The 17,938-nt window shown below is 42.0% G+C and carries 18 protein-coding genes; 14 read left to right on the forward strand and 4 right to left on the reverse strand.

Annotated features, from left to right (window positions below; genetic code table 11):
• Window positions 1-28: 28 nt before the first annotated feature.
• On the reverse strand, window positions 29-529 hold the full coding sequence (locus NLX67_RS05665; RefSeq protein WP_046179681.1) for a hypothetical protein: 501 nt from the start codon (window positions 527-529) through the stop codon (window positions 29-31).
• A 162-nt stretch (window positions 530-691) separates the two neighbouring features.
• Between NLX67_RS05665 and NLX67_RS05670 the strand changes: the two genes are divergently transcribed.
• The 3 genes from NLX67_RS05670 to pyc all read left to right on the forward strand — a co-directional run bounded on the left by NLX67_RS05670 (window position 692) and on the right by pyc (window position 5,717).
• Entirely contained in the window at window positions 692-973 is a 282-nt protein-coding gene (locus NLX67_RS05670; RefSeq protein WP_046179680.1) for an Fpa/YlaN family protein, read from the forward strand.
• Window positions 974-1,058: 85 nt separating this feature from the next.
• Window positions 1,059-2,210: an FtsW/RodA/SpoVE family cell cycle protein gene (locus NLX67_RS05675; protein WP_046179679.1), complete on the forward strand. Its 1,152-nt coding sequence runs from the start codon at window positions 1,059-1,061 to the stop codon at window positions 2,208-2,210.
• 69 nt (window positions 2,211-2,279) lie between these two features.
• Window positions 2,280-5,717, forward strand: a complete 3,438-nt coding sequence (gene pyc, locus NLX67_RS05680) for a pyruvate carboxylase (RefSeq protein WP_254310690.1) — start codon at window positions 2,280-2,282, stop codon at window positions 5,715-5,717.
• Window positions 5,718-5,759: 42 nt separating this feature from the next.
• Here pyc and NLX67_RS05685 read toward each other — a convergent pair whose 3' ends face one another.
• Window positions 5,760-6,668 (reverse strand): COX15/CtaA family protein, encoded by a 909-nt coding sequence (locus tag NLX67_RS05685; RefSeq protein WP_082091512.1) that lies wholly within the window; start codon window positions 6,666-6,668, stop codon window positions 5,760-5,762.
• Window positions 6,669-7,007: 339 nt separating this feature from the next.
• On the opposite strand from NLX67_RS05685, the gene cyoE reads away from it, so the two are divergent.
• The 7 genes from cyoE (at window position 7,008) to NLX67_RS05720 (ending at window position 13,514) form a co-directional block, all read left to right on the forward strand.
• A complete protein-coding gene (gene cyoE, locus NLX67_RS05690; protein ID WP_254310817.1) occupies window positions 7,008-7,895 on the forward strand; it encodes a heme o synthase in 888 nt (295 codons plus the stop codon).
• An 87-nt stretch (window positions 7,896-7,982) separates the two neighbouring features.
• Window positions 7,983-9,071 carry a cytochrome c oxidase subunit II gene (gene coxB / locus NLX67_RS05695; RefSeq protein ID WP_046179677.1) on the forward strand — a complete coding sequence of 363 codons (1,089 nt, stop codon included), beginning with the start codon at window positions 7,983-7,985 and terminating at the stop codon, window positions 9,069-9,071.
• Between the two features lie 31 nt (window positions 9,072-9,102).
• Window positions 9,103-10,983, forward strand: coding sequence for a cytochrome c oxidase subunit I (gene ctaD, locus NLX67_RS05700; protein ID WP_254310691.1), 1,881 nt, complete (start codon window positions 9,103-9,105; stop codon window positions 10,981-10,983).
• On the forward strand, window positions 10,983-11,612 hold the full coding sequence (locus NLX67_RS05705) for a cytochrome (ubi)quinol oxidase subunit III (protein ID WP_254310692.1): 630 nt from the start codon (window positions 10,983-10,985) through the stop codon (window positions 11,610-11,612). The genes ctaD and NLX67_RS05705 overlap by 1 nt, the downstream gene beginning before the upstream one ends.
• Window positions 11,613-11,615: 3 nt before the next feature.
• A complete protein-coding gene (gene ctaF / locus NLX67_RS05710) occupies window positions 11,616-11,948 on the forward strand; it encodes a cytochrome c oxidase subunit IVB (protein WP_254310693.1) in 333 nt (110 codons plus the stop codon).
• 128 nt (window positions 11,949-12,076) lie between these two features.
• Window positions 12,077-12,976, forward strand: coding sequence for a cytochrome c oxidase assembly factor CtaG (ctaG, locus tag NLX67_RS05715; RefSeq protein ID WP_046179673.1), 900 nt, complete (start codon window positions 12,077-12,079; stop codon window positions 12,974-12,976).
• A gap of 73 nt (window positions 12,977-13,049) precedes the next feature.
• Complete coding sequence (locus NLX67_RS05720) at window positions 13,050-13,514, forward strand: DUF420 domain-containing protein (RefSeq protein ID WP_254310694.1); 465 nt, start codon at window positions 13,050-13,052, stop codon at window positions 13,512-13,514.
• A 37-nt stretch (window positions 13,515-13,551) separates the two neighbouring features.
• Here NLX67_RS05720 and NLX67_RS05725 read toward each other — a convergent pair whose 3' ends face one another.
• On the reverse strand, window positions 13,552-13,908 hold the full coding sequence (locus NLX67_RS05725; protein WP_254310695.1) for a YugN family protein: 357 nt from the start codon (window positions 13,906-13,908) through the stop codon (window positions 13,552-13,554).
• Between the two features lie 377 nt (window positions 13,909-14,285).
• On the opposite strand from NLX67_RS05725, the gene NLX67_RS05730 reads away from it, so the two are divergent.
• From NLX67_RS05730 to NLX67_RS05740, 3 genes are read left to right on the forward strand one after another with little or no spacing between them, the layout of a single operon-like run.
• Entirely contained in the window at window positions 14,286-15,137 is an 852-nt protein-coding gene (locus tag NLX67_RS05730) for a CAP domain-containing protein (protein WP_309143112.1), read from the forward strand.
• 37 nt (window positions 15,138-15,174) lie between these two features.
• Window positions 15,175-15,615, forward strand: coding sequence for a YlbF/YmcA family competence regulator (locus NLX67_RS05735; RefSeq protein WP_046179670.1), 441 nt, complete (start codon window positions 15,175-15,177; stop codon window positions 15,613-15,615).
• A gap of 25 nt (window positions 15,616-15,640) precedes the next feature.
• Window positions 15,641-15,916, forward strand: a complete 276-nt coding sequence (locus tag NLX67_RS05740; RefSeq protein ID WP_046179669.1) for a YlbG family protein — start codon at window positions 15,641-15,643, stop codon at window positions 15,914-15,916.
• A gap of 41 nt (window positions 15,917-15,957) precedes the next feature.
• Here NLX67_RS05740 and NLX67_RS05745 read toward each other — a convergent pair whose 3' ends face one another.
• Window positions 15,958-16,335 carry a DUF7147 family protein gene (locus NLX67_RS05745; RefSeq protein WP_046179668.1) on the reverse strand — a complete coding sequence of 126 codons (378 nt, stop codon included), beginning with the start codon at window positions 16,333-16,335 and terminating at the stop codon, window positions 15,958-15,960.
• A 133-nt stretch (window positions 16,336-16,468) separates the two neighbouring features.
• On the opposite strand from NLX67_RS05745, the gene NLX67_RS05750 reads away from it, so the two are divergent.
• A complete protein-coding gene (locus tag NLX67_RS05750) occupies window positions 16,469-17,872 on the forward strand; it encodes a hypothetical protein (protein ID WP_254310697.1) in 1,404 nt (467 codons plus the stop codon).
• Window positions 17,873-17,938 lie beyond the last annotated feature (66 nt).

The raw sequence follows: 17,938 nt of genomic DNA on the forward strand, positions 1-17,938 counted from the left end.
ACCCCTCCCACCGCAGTGGAAGGGTTTTTTATTGAATATGAATGGCCGTTACATGGGTAACAGGGTTTTGGCGGTTAGATCCGTTTTTAAATAAAATGTGAACGGGGCCATCATCGCGTAACGGTTTTCCTTTTAGCGAAAATTGCATAATCAACGAATCAGCTTTTGTTAGTGGAAATGAAAAAGTTCCATTTTTCGTTTGGAACGAAATCTCAGAAGCGTCGTCCAGCGGCTCGGCATTTTTCAAAAATGGTGATAATGGGATGCCGAATGTACTTGTAAGCACTTTCTCTTTTTCGTATTTTTTTTCTGATTTGATCGTTGGAGGAAAGACAGCACCTTCCCGAATTTCTTTTTCCCAGAACTTAGATGTGCTCTTTATGTATTCTTCTTCCTCGTCACGTTCTGGTTGATCAGGTGAGGAAAAAAAATCATCTAGATCTATACGGCGGTCATCAAAAATCCAAACGCCTGGATCAAGTGTGACAGGAAATGATACTTTCCCTTTGATTGGAATGATTTGTTCCATGAGGCAAAATCTCCTTTGTGTAGGTGGCTATGTATAAAATAAGTATACCTTGAAAAATTCACCTTGTCAGTGCACGTGTTAAAATTCCTTGCAAATTCCTTGTATTAACGATAAAATCTTTTAGTATACAGTGATTCCATTCTTGGAACAGGGGGAGAAACAATGGCATCTGAAATGAAAATAGACCATCGGGAAAAAGCCTACTCTCTGTTGCAGGCGGATGCGGAAAAAATTTTGCGTCTCATCAAAGTTCAAATGGACAACTTAACGATGCCGCAATGTCCTTTATACGAGGAAGTGCTTGACACTCAAATGTTCGGCTTATCCCGTGAAATAGATTTCGCCATACGTCTCGGGCTGGTGGATGAAGCGGACGGCAAAAAGCTGGTTGATTCGCTGGAACAGGAATTATCGGCTTTGCATGAAGCGTCCTTCGACCGGTAAACAGACAGAAAACTCAAACAGCTGTTTGAGTTTTTTTAACTTAAAGAGTATCGCTTATCGGTAAGCGCATGAATGGAAGGTATTTATGTGGAAAAGAAAGTTAAAATCATATGATTATCCGCTGGCAGCCGCTTTTCTTATTTTATGCTTTTTTGGACTAATGATGATTTTTAGTGCGAGCTCAGTAATGGCAGTGCAGCGCTGGGGACTTGAAAGCGAATTTTTTTATGATAAGCAAAAGCTCCATATGATCGTGGCTTTTATCGCTTTTGGAATCATGTCCATATTTCCTTATCGGCGCTTAAGAGCAAATCGGTTTTTAGTTATCATTACATCTGGCATGTTTTTTACGCTGTTTTTGCTGTTTTTATTCGGCAGCGTTTCTAATAATGCGCAAAGCTGGTTTCAGATCGGCGCACGTTCGATTCAGCCTTCCGAATTTTCAAAGCTGGTTATTATTATTTATATGGCAGCTGTTTTCTCTAAAAAACAAAAGAATATTAATTCGTTAAATAACAGTATTGCGCCGCCGGTCATTGTTTTATTTGCGGTTTGTTTTCTAGTCGCGCTCGAACCGGATTTTGGAACAGCAGCAATCATTTTTGCAATCGGGTTGACAATTGTCTTGTCATCCGGTATAAAAATGAAAAAGCTTGCAAAGTTTGCCCTTCTCATTGGTATTTTCGCTCTTTTCTTATCGCCGCTTTTAATATGGCAGAAGGATAATATTTTGTCTGAAGAACGAATGAGCCGGTTGACGAGTTATATGGATCCGTTTAAGTATGAGGAAGATGCGGGTTATCATCTGGTAAATTCCTACCTTGCGATCGGATCCGGCGGACTGACGGGTCGGGGGCTTGGGCAAAGTGTTCAAAAGCTTGGTTATTTGCCGGAGCCGCACACTGATTTTATTATGTCCATTATCGCCGAAGAACTTGGCGTTTTTGGTATAATCATTGTCATTGGGGGAATTTCGTTTATTGTTTTGCATGGTCTCCGTATTGCAATTAGAAGTACTGATTCATTTGGTTCTATGCTTGCAGTCGGGATTTCCTCCATGATTGGCATTCAGGCATTTATAAATCTTGGCGGTGTGTCAGGCATTATTCCGATTACAGGTGTCCCGCTTCCATTTATCAGCTACGGGGGCTCATCCTTATTGCTGCTTTCTATTTCAATGGGCATTTTGGCTAATGTTTCCATGCAGTCGAAATATGAAAAAAACTATAAATCTTAAAAATAAAAAGGTTCAATCATTTGAGCCTTTTTATATATATTTTATCAACAGATCAGGGGAGAGATGAAGATGAAAAAAATCAGCAAAGTGCTGGTGGCGAATAGGGGAGAGATTGCCATCCGCGTGTTCCGTGCCTGCACAGAACTACATATCCGGACAGTAGCTGTCTACTCGAAGGAAGATTCAGGCTCTTATCATCGTTATAAAGCCGATGAAGCATATCTTGTCGGTGAAGGCAAAAAACCAATCGATGCCTACTTGGACATTGAGGGCATTATTGAAATTGCCAAACAAGCGGATGTTGACGCAATTCACCCTGGCTATGGTTTTTTATCTGAAAACATTGAATTCGCGAAACGTTGTGAAGAAGAAGGTATTATTTTTATTGGGCCTAAATCTGCCCATCTTGATATGTTTGGCGATAAAGTAAAAGCACGTACACAAGCAATTAACGCAGGTATTCCCGTGATTCCAGGAACAGACGGTCCGGTTAGCAGCTTGGATGAAGTCATTGATTTCGGGAAGAAGAATGGGTTTCCAATCATAATTAAAGCTTCTCTTGGCGGCGGCGGACGCGGCATGCGAATCGTCCAAAATTTAGGTGAAGTGCGTGAGTCATATGATCGTGCTAAGTCCGAAGCAAAAGCCGCTTTTGGAAACGACGAGGTGTATGTTGAAAAGTTCGTTCAAAATCCGAAGCACATTGAAGTGCAGATTATCGGTGATCATGAAGGAAATATTGTTCATTTGTATGAGCGTGACTGTTCTGTTCAGCGTCGCCATCAAAAAGTAGTGGAAGTTGCCCCGGCTGTTTCGATTTCGGAAGACTTGCGCGACCGTATTTGTGAGGCGGCAGTCAAAATAATGAAGAATGTGGATTACTTAAATGCGGGTACCGTTGAATTTCTCACAGCCGGCGATGAATTTTACTTTATCGAGGTAAATCCGCGCGTTCAGGTTGAGCACACGATTACTGAAATCATTACAGGCATCGATATCGTGCAGACACAAATTTTAGTAGCGGAAGGCCACGGCTTGCACAGTGATAAAGTAGCCATTCCGCAGCAAAAAGATATTCGTACGATGGGCTATGCCATTCAATCGCGTGTGACTACAGAAGATCCTGAAAATGGATTTATGCCGGATACAGGGCGGATCATGGCTTATCGTTCAGGCGGCGGTTATGGCGTTCGTTTAGATGCTGGGAACAGTTTCCAGGGTGCTGTTATTACACCATATTATGATTCACTGCTCGTAAAAGTGTCTACGTTTGCGATGACATTTGAGCAGGCGGCATCAAAAATGGTGCGAAACTTACAGGAATTCCGGATTCGCGGGATTAAAACGAATATTCCATTCCTGGAGAACGTGATGCGTCATGAAGACTTTATCGCTGGGAATTACAATACTTCATTTATCGATACGACGCCGGAATTATTTATTTTTCCGAAAAAGAAAGACCGCGGCACAAAAATGCTTAATTATATCGGAACCGTGACAGTAAACGGATTTCCAGGTGTCGAACAAAAGAAAAAACCGGTATTTGATACACCGCGCATTCCAAAAGTAAAACTTTCTGAAAAACCGGCACGTGGCACGAAACAGATTCTTGATGAGCAGGGCGCAGATGGCCTCGTCAGCTGGGTGAAAGACCAAAAAGAAGTGCTCTTAACCGATACGACGATGCGTGATGCGCACCAGTCGCTCCTGGCAACGCGTATTCGGACAACAGACTTGACACATATTGCACCGGCAACAGCACGCCTTCTTCCTGACTTGTTCTCGATGGAAATGTGGGGAGGCGCGACGTTTGACGTAGCATACCGCTTCTTAAAAGAAGATCCGTGGAACCGGCTTGAGACGCTCCGCAAGCAAGTACCAAACGTCTTGTTCCAAATGCTGCTTCGGGCGTCAAACGCAGTCGGCTACAAAAACTACCCTGATAATGTAATCAAAGAATTTGTTCAGCAGTCGGCCCAATCGGGTGTTGACGTTTTCCGTATTTTTGACAGCTTGAACTGGGTGAAAGGCATGGAAGTGGCGATTGATGAAGTACGCCAGTCAGGCAAAGTTGCGGAAGCGGCGATTTGCTATACAGGGGATATTGATGATCCATCTCGTGCTAAATACAACGTAGAGTATTATAAGCAGATGGCCAAAGAATTAGAAGCTCAAGGTGCTCATATTCTTGCCATTAAAGATATGGCTGGACTTCTGAAGCCTCAGGCAGCATACCGTCTTATTTCTGAATTAAAAGAAGCGATCGAGATTCCTGTGCATTTGCACACGCATGATACGAGCGGCAATGGTATCTTCATGTACACGAAAGCAATCGAAGCAGGTGTAGATATCGTGGATACGGCACTTAGCACAATGGCGGGTCTTACGTCGCAGCCAAGTGCGAACACGCTTCGTTATGCATTGGAAGGCACAGATCGTGCGCCATCGGTCAGCATTGATGCGCTTGAAAAAGTATCATACTACTGGGAAGATGTCCGCAAATTCTATGCGCCGTTTGAAAGCGGGATGCTTGCGCCTCATACGGAAATCTATGAGCATGAAATGCCGGGTGGACAATATTCAAACCTTCAGCAGCAGGCAAAAGGCGTCGGCCTTGGCGATCGCTGGGATGAAGTAAAAGACATGTACCGCCGTGTGAATTTAATGTTTGGTGATATTGTCAAAGTAACACCATCTTCAAAAGTAGTCGGCGACATGGCACTGTTTATGGTGCAAAATGATTTAACAGAAGAAGAAGTACTGCTTCGCGGCAATAACATTGACTTCCCAGATTCTGTTATTGAATTGTTCGAAGGATATTTGGGCCAGCCGGTCGGCGGATTCCCAGAAGAATTGCAAAAGGTTATTTTAAAAGGAAAATCACCTATTACAGTTCGTCCGGGTGAGCTGCTCGAAGACGTTGATTTTGATGCGCTTCGCAAAGAACTCGAGCAGGAGATTGGTGAAGAACCGACCGAGCAGGATGTAATTGCATATGCCCTTTATCCGAAAGTGTTTGCTGACTATGCAAAAGTAAAAGCACAGTTCGGTGACATTTCTGTTCTTGACACACCAACATTCCTATATGGTATGCGTCTTGGTGAAGAAAAAGAAATTGAAATTGAAACAGGTAAAACACTTATCGTGAAACTGATCTCGATTGGCCATCCACAGGCGGACGGTACACGCATTTTAAGCTTTGAGCTAAATGGCCAGCCGCGTGATGTTGTGATTAAGGATGAAAGTGTTAAATCTGCGGTAAATGCAAAAGTGAAAGCCGATCCGAAAAACGAAGGCCACATTGCAGCAACAATGCCGGGAACAGTTATTAAAGTAATTCTTGAAAAAGGTGACAAAGTAAAACGCGGTGATCATTTAATGATTACAGAAGCAATGAAGATGGAAACGACCGTCCAAGCGCCGTTTGATGGTACTGTAAAAGCAGTTCACGTTCAAAATGGTGAAGCAATTGCAACAGGCGATTTGCTTGTAGAACTTGAAAAATAAACAAAATAAAAGCACTGCCTCTTAACTGAGGCAGTGCTTTTATCATTTCAGCGTATTTATTTTGCTGCGAGAGATCAGTAAGATAAAATAACATAACAGGCCAAATAAGCAGGAAATAAAAAGAGCGTGGGCTAGTGCAACATATAAATTTAAATTAGTCCAAATAATGAAGGCACCAGCAATGACCTGTAATAGAACAAGTGTAAATGCAATAATCCATCCGTAATATAAAACGCGTTGATGCTTATAGTACTTTATGGTAATATATGTAATATAAGCGATCCAAATGAAAATAAGACCGGCAGCTGCACGATGGCTCATTTGAATCCATTGATACAAATTTGACGGCAAAAATTCATTATTGCCGCACATCGGCCATGAATTACATACCATGCTTGATTTTGTATGGCGCACAAGTGCACCAGTATAGACGACGATGTAACTGTATAGCGTAACCCCGATCGTATGCCATTTCATCCGGCTGTCAATCACAATGGCAGATGCATCGAAGCGCTGATCCACTTCGAAAATAAGCAGTGTCAGTAATAATACCGCTGCAAAAGAAATAAGAGAGATACCGAAGTGAAGAGCTAAGACAAAGTCATTTTGTCCCCAAAGAACAGCCGCCGCACCAATTAATGCCTGAGCAAGCAAAAAGAAGAATGCCAGAATCGCCAGAAATTTCGTTTCGCGCTTGTGGCCGATAAAACGCCAGGAGGCAATGGAAAGCGCAAGGACGAGAAATCCAGCTACACCTGAAACAGCTCGATGGGAGAGTTCAATAATGGTTTCTATTTTAATATCTTCCGGAATGATTTGCCCGTGGCAAAGCGGCCATTCATTTCCACAGCCAAGACCGGAATCTGTTTTTGTAACGAGCGCGCCGCCGATTAAGACGACAAGCATTACAAGTGTTGTTACAACACCAAGCCATTTAAGCCAACCATGCAAAATGTTCACCTTCTTTCTTTCTATCTATATACGCATCATTCGTACATGATCATACAGTCGTCGTATTGATTTCGCAACACCCCATTGTATACCTTTTATATTATCTTATAAAAAAGAACGTCTGGAAACAGAACGCTTTCACGAGTCACAAATTTGACAAAAATAGTTCATCATCCGTTCACATAAAAAAGAATGGATATGATTTAATATGGAAGAGAGCGCCCATTGTTTTGAAATGTTTTCAAATAGTGTAGAAAAGCGCGGCTGTATCCTTTATAGTAAGAAAAGAAAGTGTGTTTAAAGAAAGGGGGGAAAAAGGTGTCGCGTGCTGCAACAACAATGGATAAAACAAACGTGCCGGAAACAACAGCGATGAAAGATTTTATGGCGCTGATTAAGATCGGCATCGTTAATTCCAATTTAATAACGGTATTTACAGGTATGTGGCTGGCCTTTATTTTGAATGATATTCGCTTTTTGGCCAACCTTGATACGATCGCTTTGACACTGATTGGTTCCGCACTTATTATTGCGGGTTCTGCAAGTTTAAATAATTACATAGACCGGGACATTGACCCATTAATGGAGCGGACGAAAACAAGGCCGACTGTTACGGGGAAAATCAGCTATTCAAAAGTATTAGTAATAGGACTTGCGCTCGTCATTGCCGGCTCAGCGCTTTTATTTATGACAACGTTCACAGCAGGCGTGATCGGCGTAATTGGTATTATCAGCTACGTCGTCATTTATACGATGTGGTCAAAGCGGCGTCATGTAAGCAATACAATTGTCGGCAGTATTTCCGGCGCCGTTCCGCCTCTTATTGGCTGGGCTGCGGTCGACCCGACGCTTGATGTATTAGCCTGGATGTTATTTTTAATCATGTTTATTTGGCAGCCGCCGCATTTTTACGCGCTGGCAATGAAGCGGGCAGATGAATACGGGAGAGCGGGCATTCCGATGCTGCCGACCGTGAAAGGGTTTGCTGTCACAAAACGACATATGTTTGTTTGGACACTTTTTCTTTTGCCATTGCCTTTTTTCATGACTGAACTGGGTACGGCGTTTATCATTTTAGCTACATTGCTAAATGCAGGCTGGGTAGCACTTGCTGCAACAGGCTTTAAAGCAAAAGACGATTTGAAATGGGCTAAATATATGTTTATCTATTCATTGCAGTATTTAACCATTATTTTCGTTGCGATGGTCATCGTGACCGTTATTTAAACAAAGGGAATTCTTTCTTTTGAGGAAATCCATATATATGCACTGTTTTAGTAGACATTTTATACGAAAGAGGGGTAGTAATACGCTATGAAACAGAAGCTAACAAAATGGCGTCTTTTTACGGTTTTTGGTCTGATGGCGCTTGTTCTGTCTGGCTGTGGCGAACCATTTCTTTCAACGTTGATTCCTGCCGGTGAAGCAGGTCAGACTGCGTATGATCTCATGATGCTGAGCACATGGATCATGGTCGGTGTAGTCATCGTTGTATCGATTTTGTTTGCTGTTGCTGTCATTAAGTTCCGCCGTAAAAAGGGCGATACAACCATTCCGAAACAGGTCGAAGGAAGTCACATTTTGGAGATCGTTTGGACCGTTATTCCGATTCTTTTACTTATCATCCTTACGATTCCAACAGTTATTGCCACATTCGACTTGGCTGATACAAAGGCCATGGATAAGAAAAACGAAGACGGAACAACAGACGTGATGGTTGTAAACGTACGTGCTAACCTTTACTGGTGGGAATTTGAGTATCCAAACCAAAAGATTATCACAAGTCAGGATCTCGTCGTTCCGACCGGTCAAAAAGTGTATTTTAATGTAAAAGCAACTGACGTTAAACACTCATTCTGGATTCCGGCTGCCGGAGGAAAGATTGATACAAACGTAGAAAATGTCAACCAAATCTGGCTTGAGTTTGACAATGAAAAAGCGGCAGAGGCTGATAATTTATTTTACGGAAAATGTGCAGAGCTTTGCGGTCCTTCTCACGCATTAATGGATTTTAAAGTACGGGCTCTTCCACAAGGTGAATTTGATCAATGGGTAACAGCTATGCAGGCAGTGGACGCAGAGGCAGCTGAAGCAGCACCAACTAATCCTACTGCAGCAGCAGGACAGGAAGTATTTAACCAAAAATGCTTGAGCTGTCATGCGGTTACAACAGCTGATGCGCGTCCAGAAGCAGCACGTACAGCACCCAACCTTGCGAACTTTGGGGATCGAGAGATGGTTGCTGGTATTTTAGAACATGACGAAGAAGAGTTGAAAAAATGGATTGCAAATCCAGAGCAGTACAAACCAGGTAATAAAATGACTGGTACATACGGTGAACTGTCTGATCAAGAATTGGATCAGCTCGCTGCTTACTTAATGAGTCTTAAAGTAGAACAATAATTACAGAAACATAGTAAAGGAGGTAAAACCGTTGAGTAGCATTGCACACACGCAGAAACGGGGATTTGCCGGTACAGTTTGGGATTACTTAACAACAGTTGACCATAAAAAAATCGCAATCCTTTATTTACTCGCTGGCGGCTTTTTCTTTATTGTCGGCGGTATTGAAGCAATGATGATTCGGATTCAGCTGGCTGTGCCGAACAATGACTTTGTCAGTGCCGGTTTATTTAATGAGATTATTACAATGCACGGTACAACAATGATTTTCCTGGCAGCAATGCCATTATTATTCGCATTTATGAACGCAGTCATGCCACTTCAAATTGGCGCGCGTGACGTTGCATTCCCATTCATTAATGCACTTGGATTTTGGTTGTTCTTTTTCGGTGGGCTGTTCTTAAACCTTTCATGGTTTTTAGGCGGTGCTCCAGATGCAGGCTGGACATCGTACGCGTCATTGTCACTCGCATCTGAGGGACACGGAATTGATTTTTATGCATTAGGGCTTCAGATATCCGGTTTTGGTACACTGATGGGGGGAATTAACTTTCTCGTTACCATTATCAATATGCGTGCACCGGGTATGACTTACATGAGAATGCCGCTTTTTACATGGACAACTTTTGTTGCGTCAGCACTTATCTTGTTCGCATTTCCTCCACTTACGGTCGGTTTATTCATGCTTATTTTTGACCGTATGTTTGGCTCAGGTTTCTTCGATGTAGCTATGGGCGGAAATACGATCATCTGGGAGCACTTCTTCTGGATCTTCGGTCACCCGGAAGTGTATATTCTTGTGTTGCCGGCGTTCGGTATTTTCTCAGAGATTTTCCCGACGTTTGCAAGAAAGCGTTTATTTGGATATTCGTCCATGGTATTCGCAACCGTCTTAATTGGATTCCTTGGTTTCATGGTATGGGCTCACCACATGTTTACAACAGGTCTTGGCCCAATTGCGAATGCTATTTTCGCTGTTGCGACTATGGCCATTGCGGTTCCAACAGGGATTAAAATCTTTAACTGGATTATGACCATTTGGGGCGGAAGTATTCAGTTCACTGTTCCGATGCTGTATGCTGTTGCCTTCATCCCATCATTCGTTATGGGTGGTGTAACGGGGGTTATGCAGGCTGCTGCGCCGGCTGATTATCAGTTCCATGACACATACTTTATCGTTGCTCACTTCCATTACGTTATTGTTGGTGGGATTGTGCTCGGACTTCTCGGCGGTGCTCACTTTTACTGGCCGCTTATGTTTGGAACAATGCTCAGTGAAAAACTGGGTAAAATTACCTTTGTCTTGTTCTTGACTGGTTTCCATTTAACATTCTTTATTCAGCATTTCCTTGGTTTAATGGGGATGCCGCGCCGTGTATGGACATTCTTGCCTGGACAAGGGCTTGAAGCCGGTAACCTGATTAGTTCAATAGGAGCCGCCTTCATGGCTGTAGGTATCATTATCATGCTTGTGAACGTTGTGATTACACAGAAAAAGAATATTCAAGTAGGAAGAGATCCTTGGAAAGATGGTCGTACACTTGAGTGGTCACTTCCATCTCCAACACCTTTCTATAACTTTAAGCAGCTTCCACTCGTTCGCGGACTTGATCCTTTCTGGATCGAGAAAATGGAAGGCAAAACAGAAATGACACCGGCTGAGCCGATTGGCGATATTCACATGCCGAACAATTCTTTCGTGCCGTTTGTTATCTCATTAGGTCTTTTCATTGCCGCATTTGGTGCTATGTATCATGCGGATGAAGGGAAAGGCTGGGCAATTCCGGTTCTCATTATAGGGATGCTGGTGACGTTTGGGGCGATGCTTTATCGTTCTATTAAAGATGATCATGGCTACCACATCCATAAAGAAGATCTTTTGGATGATACAGGAAAAGGAGGGACACATTAATGGCAGCTGAACAAAAATTCACGCCGCGAACGTGGCCCGAATCACCTGAGCAGGCAACGCTTGAAGGTAAAAACAAGTTTTTAGGCTTCTGGTTTTTCCTGGGAGGCGAGACGGTTTTATTCGCTTCTTTGTTTGCAACGTACCTAGCACTGAAAGACAGTGTGCCGAGTGATACACATGCAAAAGCAGCGGATTTATTTGAACTGCCGCTCGTTTTCTTAATGACGATGCTTCTTTTAACAAGTTCATTAACGTCTGTTTTTGCGATGTATCATATGAAAAACTACAATTTCAAGAAAATGCAGCAGTGGCTTTTTATCACCGTGGCACTTGGCTTGGCGTTCCTTGGCTGTGAAATTTATGAGTTCAATCATTATTACCATGAGTATGAGCATAAGTTTACGAGCAGCGCATTTGGATCAGCTTTTTACACATTGGTCGGCTTCCATGGCGGTCACGTTGTATTTGGTCTTTCCTGGATCATTGCATTAATGGTCCGCAACGCAAAACGCGGACTTGATCTTTACAACGCACCGAAATTTTACTTAGCGAGCTTATACTGGCATTTCATTGACGTCGTATGGGTATTCATCTTTACGGTCGTATACTTAATGGGAATGGTGGGATAAAGAATGGCGAATTTACACCCAAATTCAGGTGATCCTAAAGTTACGTACGAATATCGCCGTAAGAAGCATGCAGAAGAGATGAGAATGCAAGTCGTGACATTTACGATGATGATTTTCTTTACGGTCATTGCGTTTGCAGCGGTGGGCGCTGGATTTTCTAAATGGTTTATTGTTCCATTTGTTTTGCTCCTTGCCATTGTACAGGTTATTTTCCAGCTTTATTACTTTATGCATATGAGCCATAAAGGACATGCGGAAGCGCAGTTATTTATGTATTCAGGTGTCCTTGTTGGATTTTTGACCATTCTTACGTTTGTGACAATTATCTGGTGGTAAGAAGTAAAAGTGTTTCCCGCATACGGGGAACACTTTTTTTCTGTCATTAACTTGTCAATACATGGCGTTGTCACCCGGTTTTTACCACGGTATAATAAAGGGAGCGCTAAAAAAATGAGGTGAATAGGATGCCGATCAGCATTTTCGGATTTCCAGCTCTTTGGAGTCCGTATTTTATTGTTGTGCTGCTGTTTATGACAGTATTGTACTTTTTCGTTACGGTCAAATGGCGGGGAGACTTTAAAGACAGTGAACCGCTCACAAAACGTCAGTCACTGCTTTTTTTAAGCGCCATGTTAATTTTGTATGCTGTAAAAGGCTCACCGCTCGATTTAATGGGGCATATTATGATGACGTACCATATGGTTCAAATGGCTGTGCTTTATCTTGTTATACCTCCAATTCTCATTAAAGCCATTCCATGGTGGGTATGGAAGCCGGTAACTCAGCTGCCTGTTGTAAAACATGTTTTTGCATTTGCAGCGCGTCCGCTTATTGCGCTTATTTTATTTAATGGAATGTTTTCGTTTTATCACATTCCGCTTATTTTTGATTTTATTAAAATGAGCGAGACGCTGCACAGCTTGTACACGGTCATTTTATTTTTCCTGGCGATCTGCATGTGGTGGCCGCTTGTCAATGAGCAGCCGGAAAGCAAAGGACTTGATGGCTTAAAGAAGATCGGCTATATTTTTGCGAATGGCATTTTATTAACACCTGCATGTGCCTTAATTATTTTTGCATCAAGTCCACTTTATGCAACGTACTCGGATGGAACTGCGTGGTTGAAGGCGATGGAGCTGTGTGTCCCATCATCTACACTGTCGGGCTTGAATTTAAGTGGACCTGAATTATTTTCTAATATGGCCGTTGTTGAAGATCAGAAAACAGGCGGTATTGTCATGAAGATCATTCAGGAAATTGTATATGGCGTTGTTCTTGCACAAGTTTTCTTTGATTGGTTCCGCAAAGAGGAAGAAGACGCGGATAAAATAACAGAAGCGGCTTTGGCACGTCACAATAAATAAATCAATGTATTCACAAAAAAAGGAAACGGTTGTCCGTTTCCTTAGGTTTACATAACGGAAGTGAGGAATTTTCATGTCGTTACCTATTTTACCAACGATCAGCACCTTTTTCATCGCTTTAAGTGCGATATTTGTTGCGATCGGCTGGGCACAGATTAAGCAGCGTAAAGTTGAAAAACATAAAAAAACAATGTTGCTGGCAGGCGTTTTTGCTTTAACCTTTTTCACTATATATGTCAGCCGGACTTTATTTATTGGCAATACCGCTTTTGGCGGACCGGATGATATAAAGATTTATTATACTGTCTTTTTGATTTTTCATATTTGTTTAGCGACAACAGGTGCTGTGTTTGGAATTGTATCCATTATAAGCGGATTGAAAAATAATTTAAAACTTCACCGTAAAATCGGGCCATATACGAGCATCATCTGGTTTTTTACGGCGATTACCGGTGTGGCTGTTTATTTGCTCCTATATGTATTTTACTCAGGCGGTCCGACGACATCGGTTTTCAAGGCCATTCTTGGCGGAGAATAAAAAAAGCTTTCCTCTTTGACGGAGGAAAGCTTTTTTCTTATACGTAATGAACGGTTTCTGCTTTAATATCTGCAAGCAGCTTTTCACACGTTTTCACGAGTGATTCAGGAAAATATTCATCCACCCCGTATTCGATGCCATGCGGATAATAATGTTTGCCAAGAAGCGGTGTCATTAATTCAATGAGGGCATCTTCAGCACCCACGTCTCCTTTAACAGCGAAACCGAAGACACGCAAATAATAAACACCTTCTTTTAATTCAAATTTACGATCGTATGTAACACGTTCATAATCCCATTGGCCGGCAAGTACCATGCCGTGTTCTTCCATAATATGTGTAAGCTGGTTTAAATCAATCTGTGTGCCTTCAAGACCCGTATTTTCAAATTTCATAAACGTACTCCTTCCTGCCTGTTTGTCTTTTTTTGCTTCATCTTCCATAATAGTCGAAATTGCGCTTTCATGCAATGTGCTTGAAATGATTGAACGTGACAAATTTTTAACGGTGTAACGACAAGTTTTTTTCAATCGGTGATGTGGAATGATATACTGATGAAAGATGGGGTATGTAAGGAGATGATCGTCTGCGAGCTGTTTTTAAAATCTTAGTCATTTTTTTAATTTTAATACTGGTCGGCATTTATACCGATAAAGCGATAGATGAAAAAAGCAATGAACCGCCTGCACCGCCCCCTGTCAACAGCGGGGAGGTTGACCCTGCGCTGCCGAAGAAGGTAGATCCGGTTCCGGATGAAGGAGCTGGGGCGTTAATAGGAAAGTCAGTAGATGTGCTTGTAAAGGAATATGGGGAACCTGTCCGAAAAGAACCATCAGCATACGGATACGAATGGTGGGTCTATAAATCCGCCGGCCGGTACATGCTCGCAGGTGTTGAAAATAGCCGAGTCGTGACGATTTTTGCAAAAGGCGATATAAATACGGTACCTTTTTCAATTGGACGCTCTGCTAATGAAATTTTTAGTTCCCGGTATCCGGAAATGGAAATTGTTGTGCACGCGAAAGATAGCTATTACCGTTTTGAACTGTCGGAAGAAGAGTTAAATATAAGACCACTTATTCCAATCGGTGATTTTTATGCGCAGCTTTATATTGACCAGCAGACCGGTACGTTGTCCGGCATCCGGTTTATGACCGCTGGCGTTCTGCTTAAAATAAAGCCATATGAGCTTGTTTATGAAGGGACATTGCCTGAAGTCCCATATCCGGGTATGTCTGCATGGGTGCATATTGAGCGTGGAAGTGAGGCGCAGCTCGCAGATATGAGTAATTTTGTTCGACAGCAAGCTGGCATGCCGGTGCTTCTATGGACACCAGAAATAAAAGCGTCAGCCAAATCACATAGCAAGGACATGTTTGAAGCCGGTTATTTTGGTCGTGAATCACCGAGATTTGGAAATGTAAAGCAGCGTTTAACGGAAGCGGGTCTTTCATTTAACACCTCGAATGAAATGATCAGCGCCAATTATATGGATGCACCCGCAGCGATGGAAGCATGGCTGAATTCACAGGAGGATCGGGCCATTCTTTTAGATGAATCCTTCACATCATTTGGAACAGGCGCTTATCGCACTCATTTCACACAAATTTTTACCGGAATGTAACGATATATGGTAGAATAAGCGGATGGAGGTGACTCAAATGATTGCAACAACGATAGAACTCATTAATGTCACGGATGCAGTAGATGAACTTGGAGATATGATTCTTCACTCAGAACAAGCAAAGCAATACCGGGACTGTTACGATAAGCTTTATACGGTTGAATCCGTTAAATATAAAATTTTTGCTTTTAGCCGACTGAAAGAACAATATGAAGATGTACAGCGTTTTGGTCGCTATCATCCGGATTATAAACGAATCATGATGGAGACGCGCACAGCGAAGCGTGAAATGGATATGGATGAACACGTCGCGGCATTTAGACGGGCAGAAACGGAACTGCAGCAGCTTTTAGATGATATTAGCCTGCTTATTGCCCATTCGGTATCAGTGCAAGTAAAAGTGCCGGGAGCGGGTTCTGTTTTTACAAGTGGCTGCGGCAGCTGTGGAAGCGGGGGTTCATGCGGTTGTTCCGCATAAAAATGAAAGAACCGGGGGATGGATTATGCTAACGGAACGACAAGCATTAATTGTGTGGCTTCATTCATTGAAGCCTGCCAAGTCATTGCGTAAATATGGAAACGTTCATTACGTATCCAAAAAAATGAAATATGCCGTGCTTTATTGTAATCACGTGGAAGCACCTGGCTTGGCAGAAAAACTGGCGGCTTTTTCTTTCGTCAAAAAAATCGATTTTTCCGAAAAGCCATTTTTAAAAGTTGATTATGAAAATTCCCGTCCGGATAAAGCAAAAGAATACGATTATAAAATTGGGGTATAAGAAAAAGGCCTGTCTGATGACAAGGCCTTTTTTAATGCTTTTTACGAAAGCGGCGGGAGGTAATGATTAATGCGCAAAATACCGATTAAATATTGGTAATAAAGCGTCTTTTCTGCAAATAAGACAGAAGGTTTCACATCCATTTCAATGACAGGTTTGCCAATGGATGCAGCAGTCTGTTCGAATAATCGGAACCGCTCATTTTCTTTTTTATGTGGATTAGGAATTCCTTCGCGGCACACATAAATCGGCTGAAAACTGCCTGTCGACGTCGGATGAAGTATGATGGCACACGAGGTGGCTTCATTTGAGTGCAGCGCAATAAAGTGCGCAATTCTCTCATTTGAACGTTCGGCAATATCAATGAGTTCATATAAGTCCGAATATCCTTCTCCCAGTTCAATAAATCGTTGAATCATATGTATACCCTCCATTTCTTTCATTCCTATTATACGCAATTGTTCAGGTAATTTTGACAAAATTTATCGTCAATTTTATTTTTTTTTGATATGATATATATAAGTAATATTTCCTAAGAAAGGCGGAGAATATGTGAAAAAGGTCCTTTTATTTTCTGTATTATTACTCATTATCTCCGGGATTTTATTAACTATTCAATGGATCGGCTACGAAAAATTATCTAGTGCTTCTGAAAATATTATGGCGGATCAAACGATCGAAATAGAGGTGCAGAGTGACGGATTCTTAATTAAACAGGCGCTTCAATCATTACCAGAAAATTCGAAACTGAATATGAAACTGCCTGCAGATGCAAAAGAGGTATCCTGTTCTAAAGGAGACAAATGTGTTACAGGTGGCCAATCCGGTACAGTTACCGCCAATGGCGGCATTATAACTATACAGTATCAGATTCCAGCTACGCTCTCTTCACAATCATTTTTATTGAATAACTGGCAGGCTTCATTTGAAAATATAGATGTTTCTCATACGGATCTTCTTTTGACGGATCATACGAAAAGAGGCGGACAATGGATTTCTTCCATTCAACAAACGGCCGCTAAACAACTGTCAATGATCGACTTTTACTCTTTTAAAGGAAAAGCAGACCGCCCGCCTTTATTTTGGCAAAAAAATGGGTTGAAGCAAAGCGATTTTGCGGACATTACCGTTTTCGCAAAAGAACCGGTCAATCTGTCTGAGGAATCGATGTCTGCTCCATTTTCTAAAGAAGAAATCATTGCTCAAACCGTCGTAATTTCGAAGGATTTAAAACCACAACAGCTTGATGGATTGACATTTATTAGGCAGGAAAGCGATTTGAGAACGATTCGTTCAAGGATGATTTATGACTATGTAAAAAAACACTTTATTTTTCCGGAAGAAGAGCAATGGATGACATCGTTTCTGGCTGTATCTCTCTACAGCACACAGCCTATGAACATGAAAGCGGCAGATATGAATGAGCAAATTGCGGCGGTGTTAGCTGAAGCAGAACAAAAAGAATGGGAAACGGCGCTCATGCAATTTAAAGGAAAAGAAGTGAACGCTGAAAAACTCGACAGGGCACTGTCGGCTGTAAAAAGTGAGCAAACGGATTTCTTTGAAAAAAATAAAAGCAGCAAGTTGCCAACTGTGCCTCTCATCTTTTTTGACGGTCGGTCCGTTATGGTCGAAGAGGCGCGTGTGCCTTTTCATATGAAGAAAAAAGACAGCCTGCTTTATGTCCCGCTGAAAGAAGCTGCGGCAGCGCTCGGATTTTCTGTTCAGGAAGTGTCTTCTCAAGAGTGGCTGATGAAAAAAGAATTTGAAACGTACCATTTTTATTTAAATGAAAACCGCGTGCTTTTAAATGAACATCAATATGCTTTATACGAAACTGCTCTTCAGAAAATGGATGGCATCATATATATTGATAAGATTTGGTTTCAAAAAATCTTCCTCGTTGAAGTACAGGAAACGGATGAAGCCATTCACTTAAAGTCATACGGATTGTAGGAACCTCTTTTTGGAAGCGAGGTTTCTTTTTTTATGCTATAGATTTCATTTGTACGTTTGTGATAC

This window comes from Domibacillus sp. A3M-37 (genome assembly GCF_024213455.1).
GTDB lineage: Bacteria > Bacillota > Bacilli > Bacillales > Domibacillaceae > Domibacillus > Domibacillus tundrae.

Coding starts and splice junctions, on each gene's coding strand:
- ctaG (WP_046179673.1), top strand. CDS start 12,077: ATGCCGATCAGCATTTTCGGATTTCCAGCTCTTTGGAGTCCGTATTTT.
- coxB (WP_046179677.1), top strand. CDS start 7,983: ATGAAACAGAAGCTAACAAAATGGCGTCTTTTTACGGTTTTTGGTCTG.
- NLX67_RS05725 (WP_254310695.1), bottom strand. CDS start 13,908: ATGAAATTTGAAAATACGGGTCTTGAAGGCACACAGATTGATTTAAAC.
- ctaF (WP_254310693.1), top strand. CDS start 11,616: ATGGCGAATTTACACCCAAATTCAGGTGATCCTAAAGTTACGTACGAA.
- NLX67_RS05665 (WP_046179681.1), bottom strand. CDS start 529: ATGGAACAAATCATTCCAATCAAAGGGAAAGTATCATTTCCTGTCACA.
- NLX67_RS05740 (WP_046179669.1), top strand. CDS start 15,641: ATGCTAACGGAACGACAAGCATTAATTGTGTGGCTTCATTCATTGAAG.
- NLX67_RS05745 (WP_046179668.1), bottom strand. CDS start 16,335: ATGATTCAACGATTTATTGAACTGGGAGAAGGATATTCGGACTTATAT.
- NLX67_RS05670 (WP_046179680.1), top strand. CDS start 692: ATGGCATCTGAAATGAAAATAGACCATCGGGAAAAAGCCTACTCTCTG.
- NLX67_RS05735 (WP_046179670.1), top strand. CDS start 15,175: ATGATTGCAACAACGATAGAACTCATTAATGTCACGGATGCAGTAGAT.
- pyc (WP_254310690.1), top strand. CDS start 2,280: ATGAAAAAAATCAGCAAAGTGCTGGTGGCGAATAGGGGAGAGATTGCC.
- cyoE (WP_254310817.1), top strand. CDS start 7,008: ATGGATAAAACAAACGTGCCGGAAACAACAGCGATGAAAGATTTTATG.
- NLX67_RS05720 (WP_254310694.1), top strand. CDS start 13,050: ATGTCGTTACCTATTTTACCAACGATCAGCACCTTTTTCATCGCTTTA.
- NLX67_RS05675 (WP_046179679.1), top strand. CDS start 1,059: ATGTGGAAAAGAAAGTTAAAATCATATGATTATCCGCTGGCAGCCGCT.
- NLX67_RS05705 (WP_254310692.1), top strand. CDS start 10,983: ATGGCAGCTGAACAAAAATTCACGCCGCGAACGTGGCCCGAATCACCT.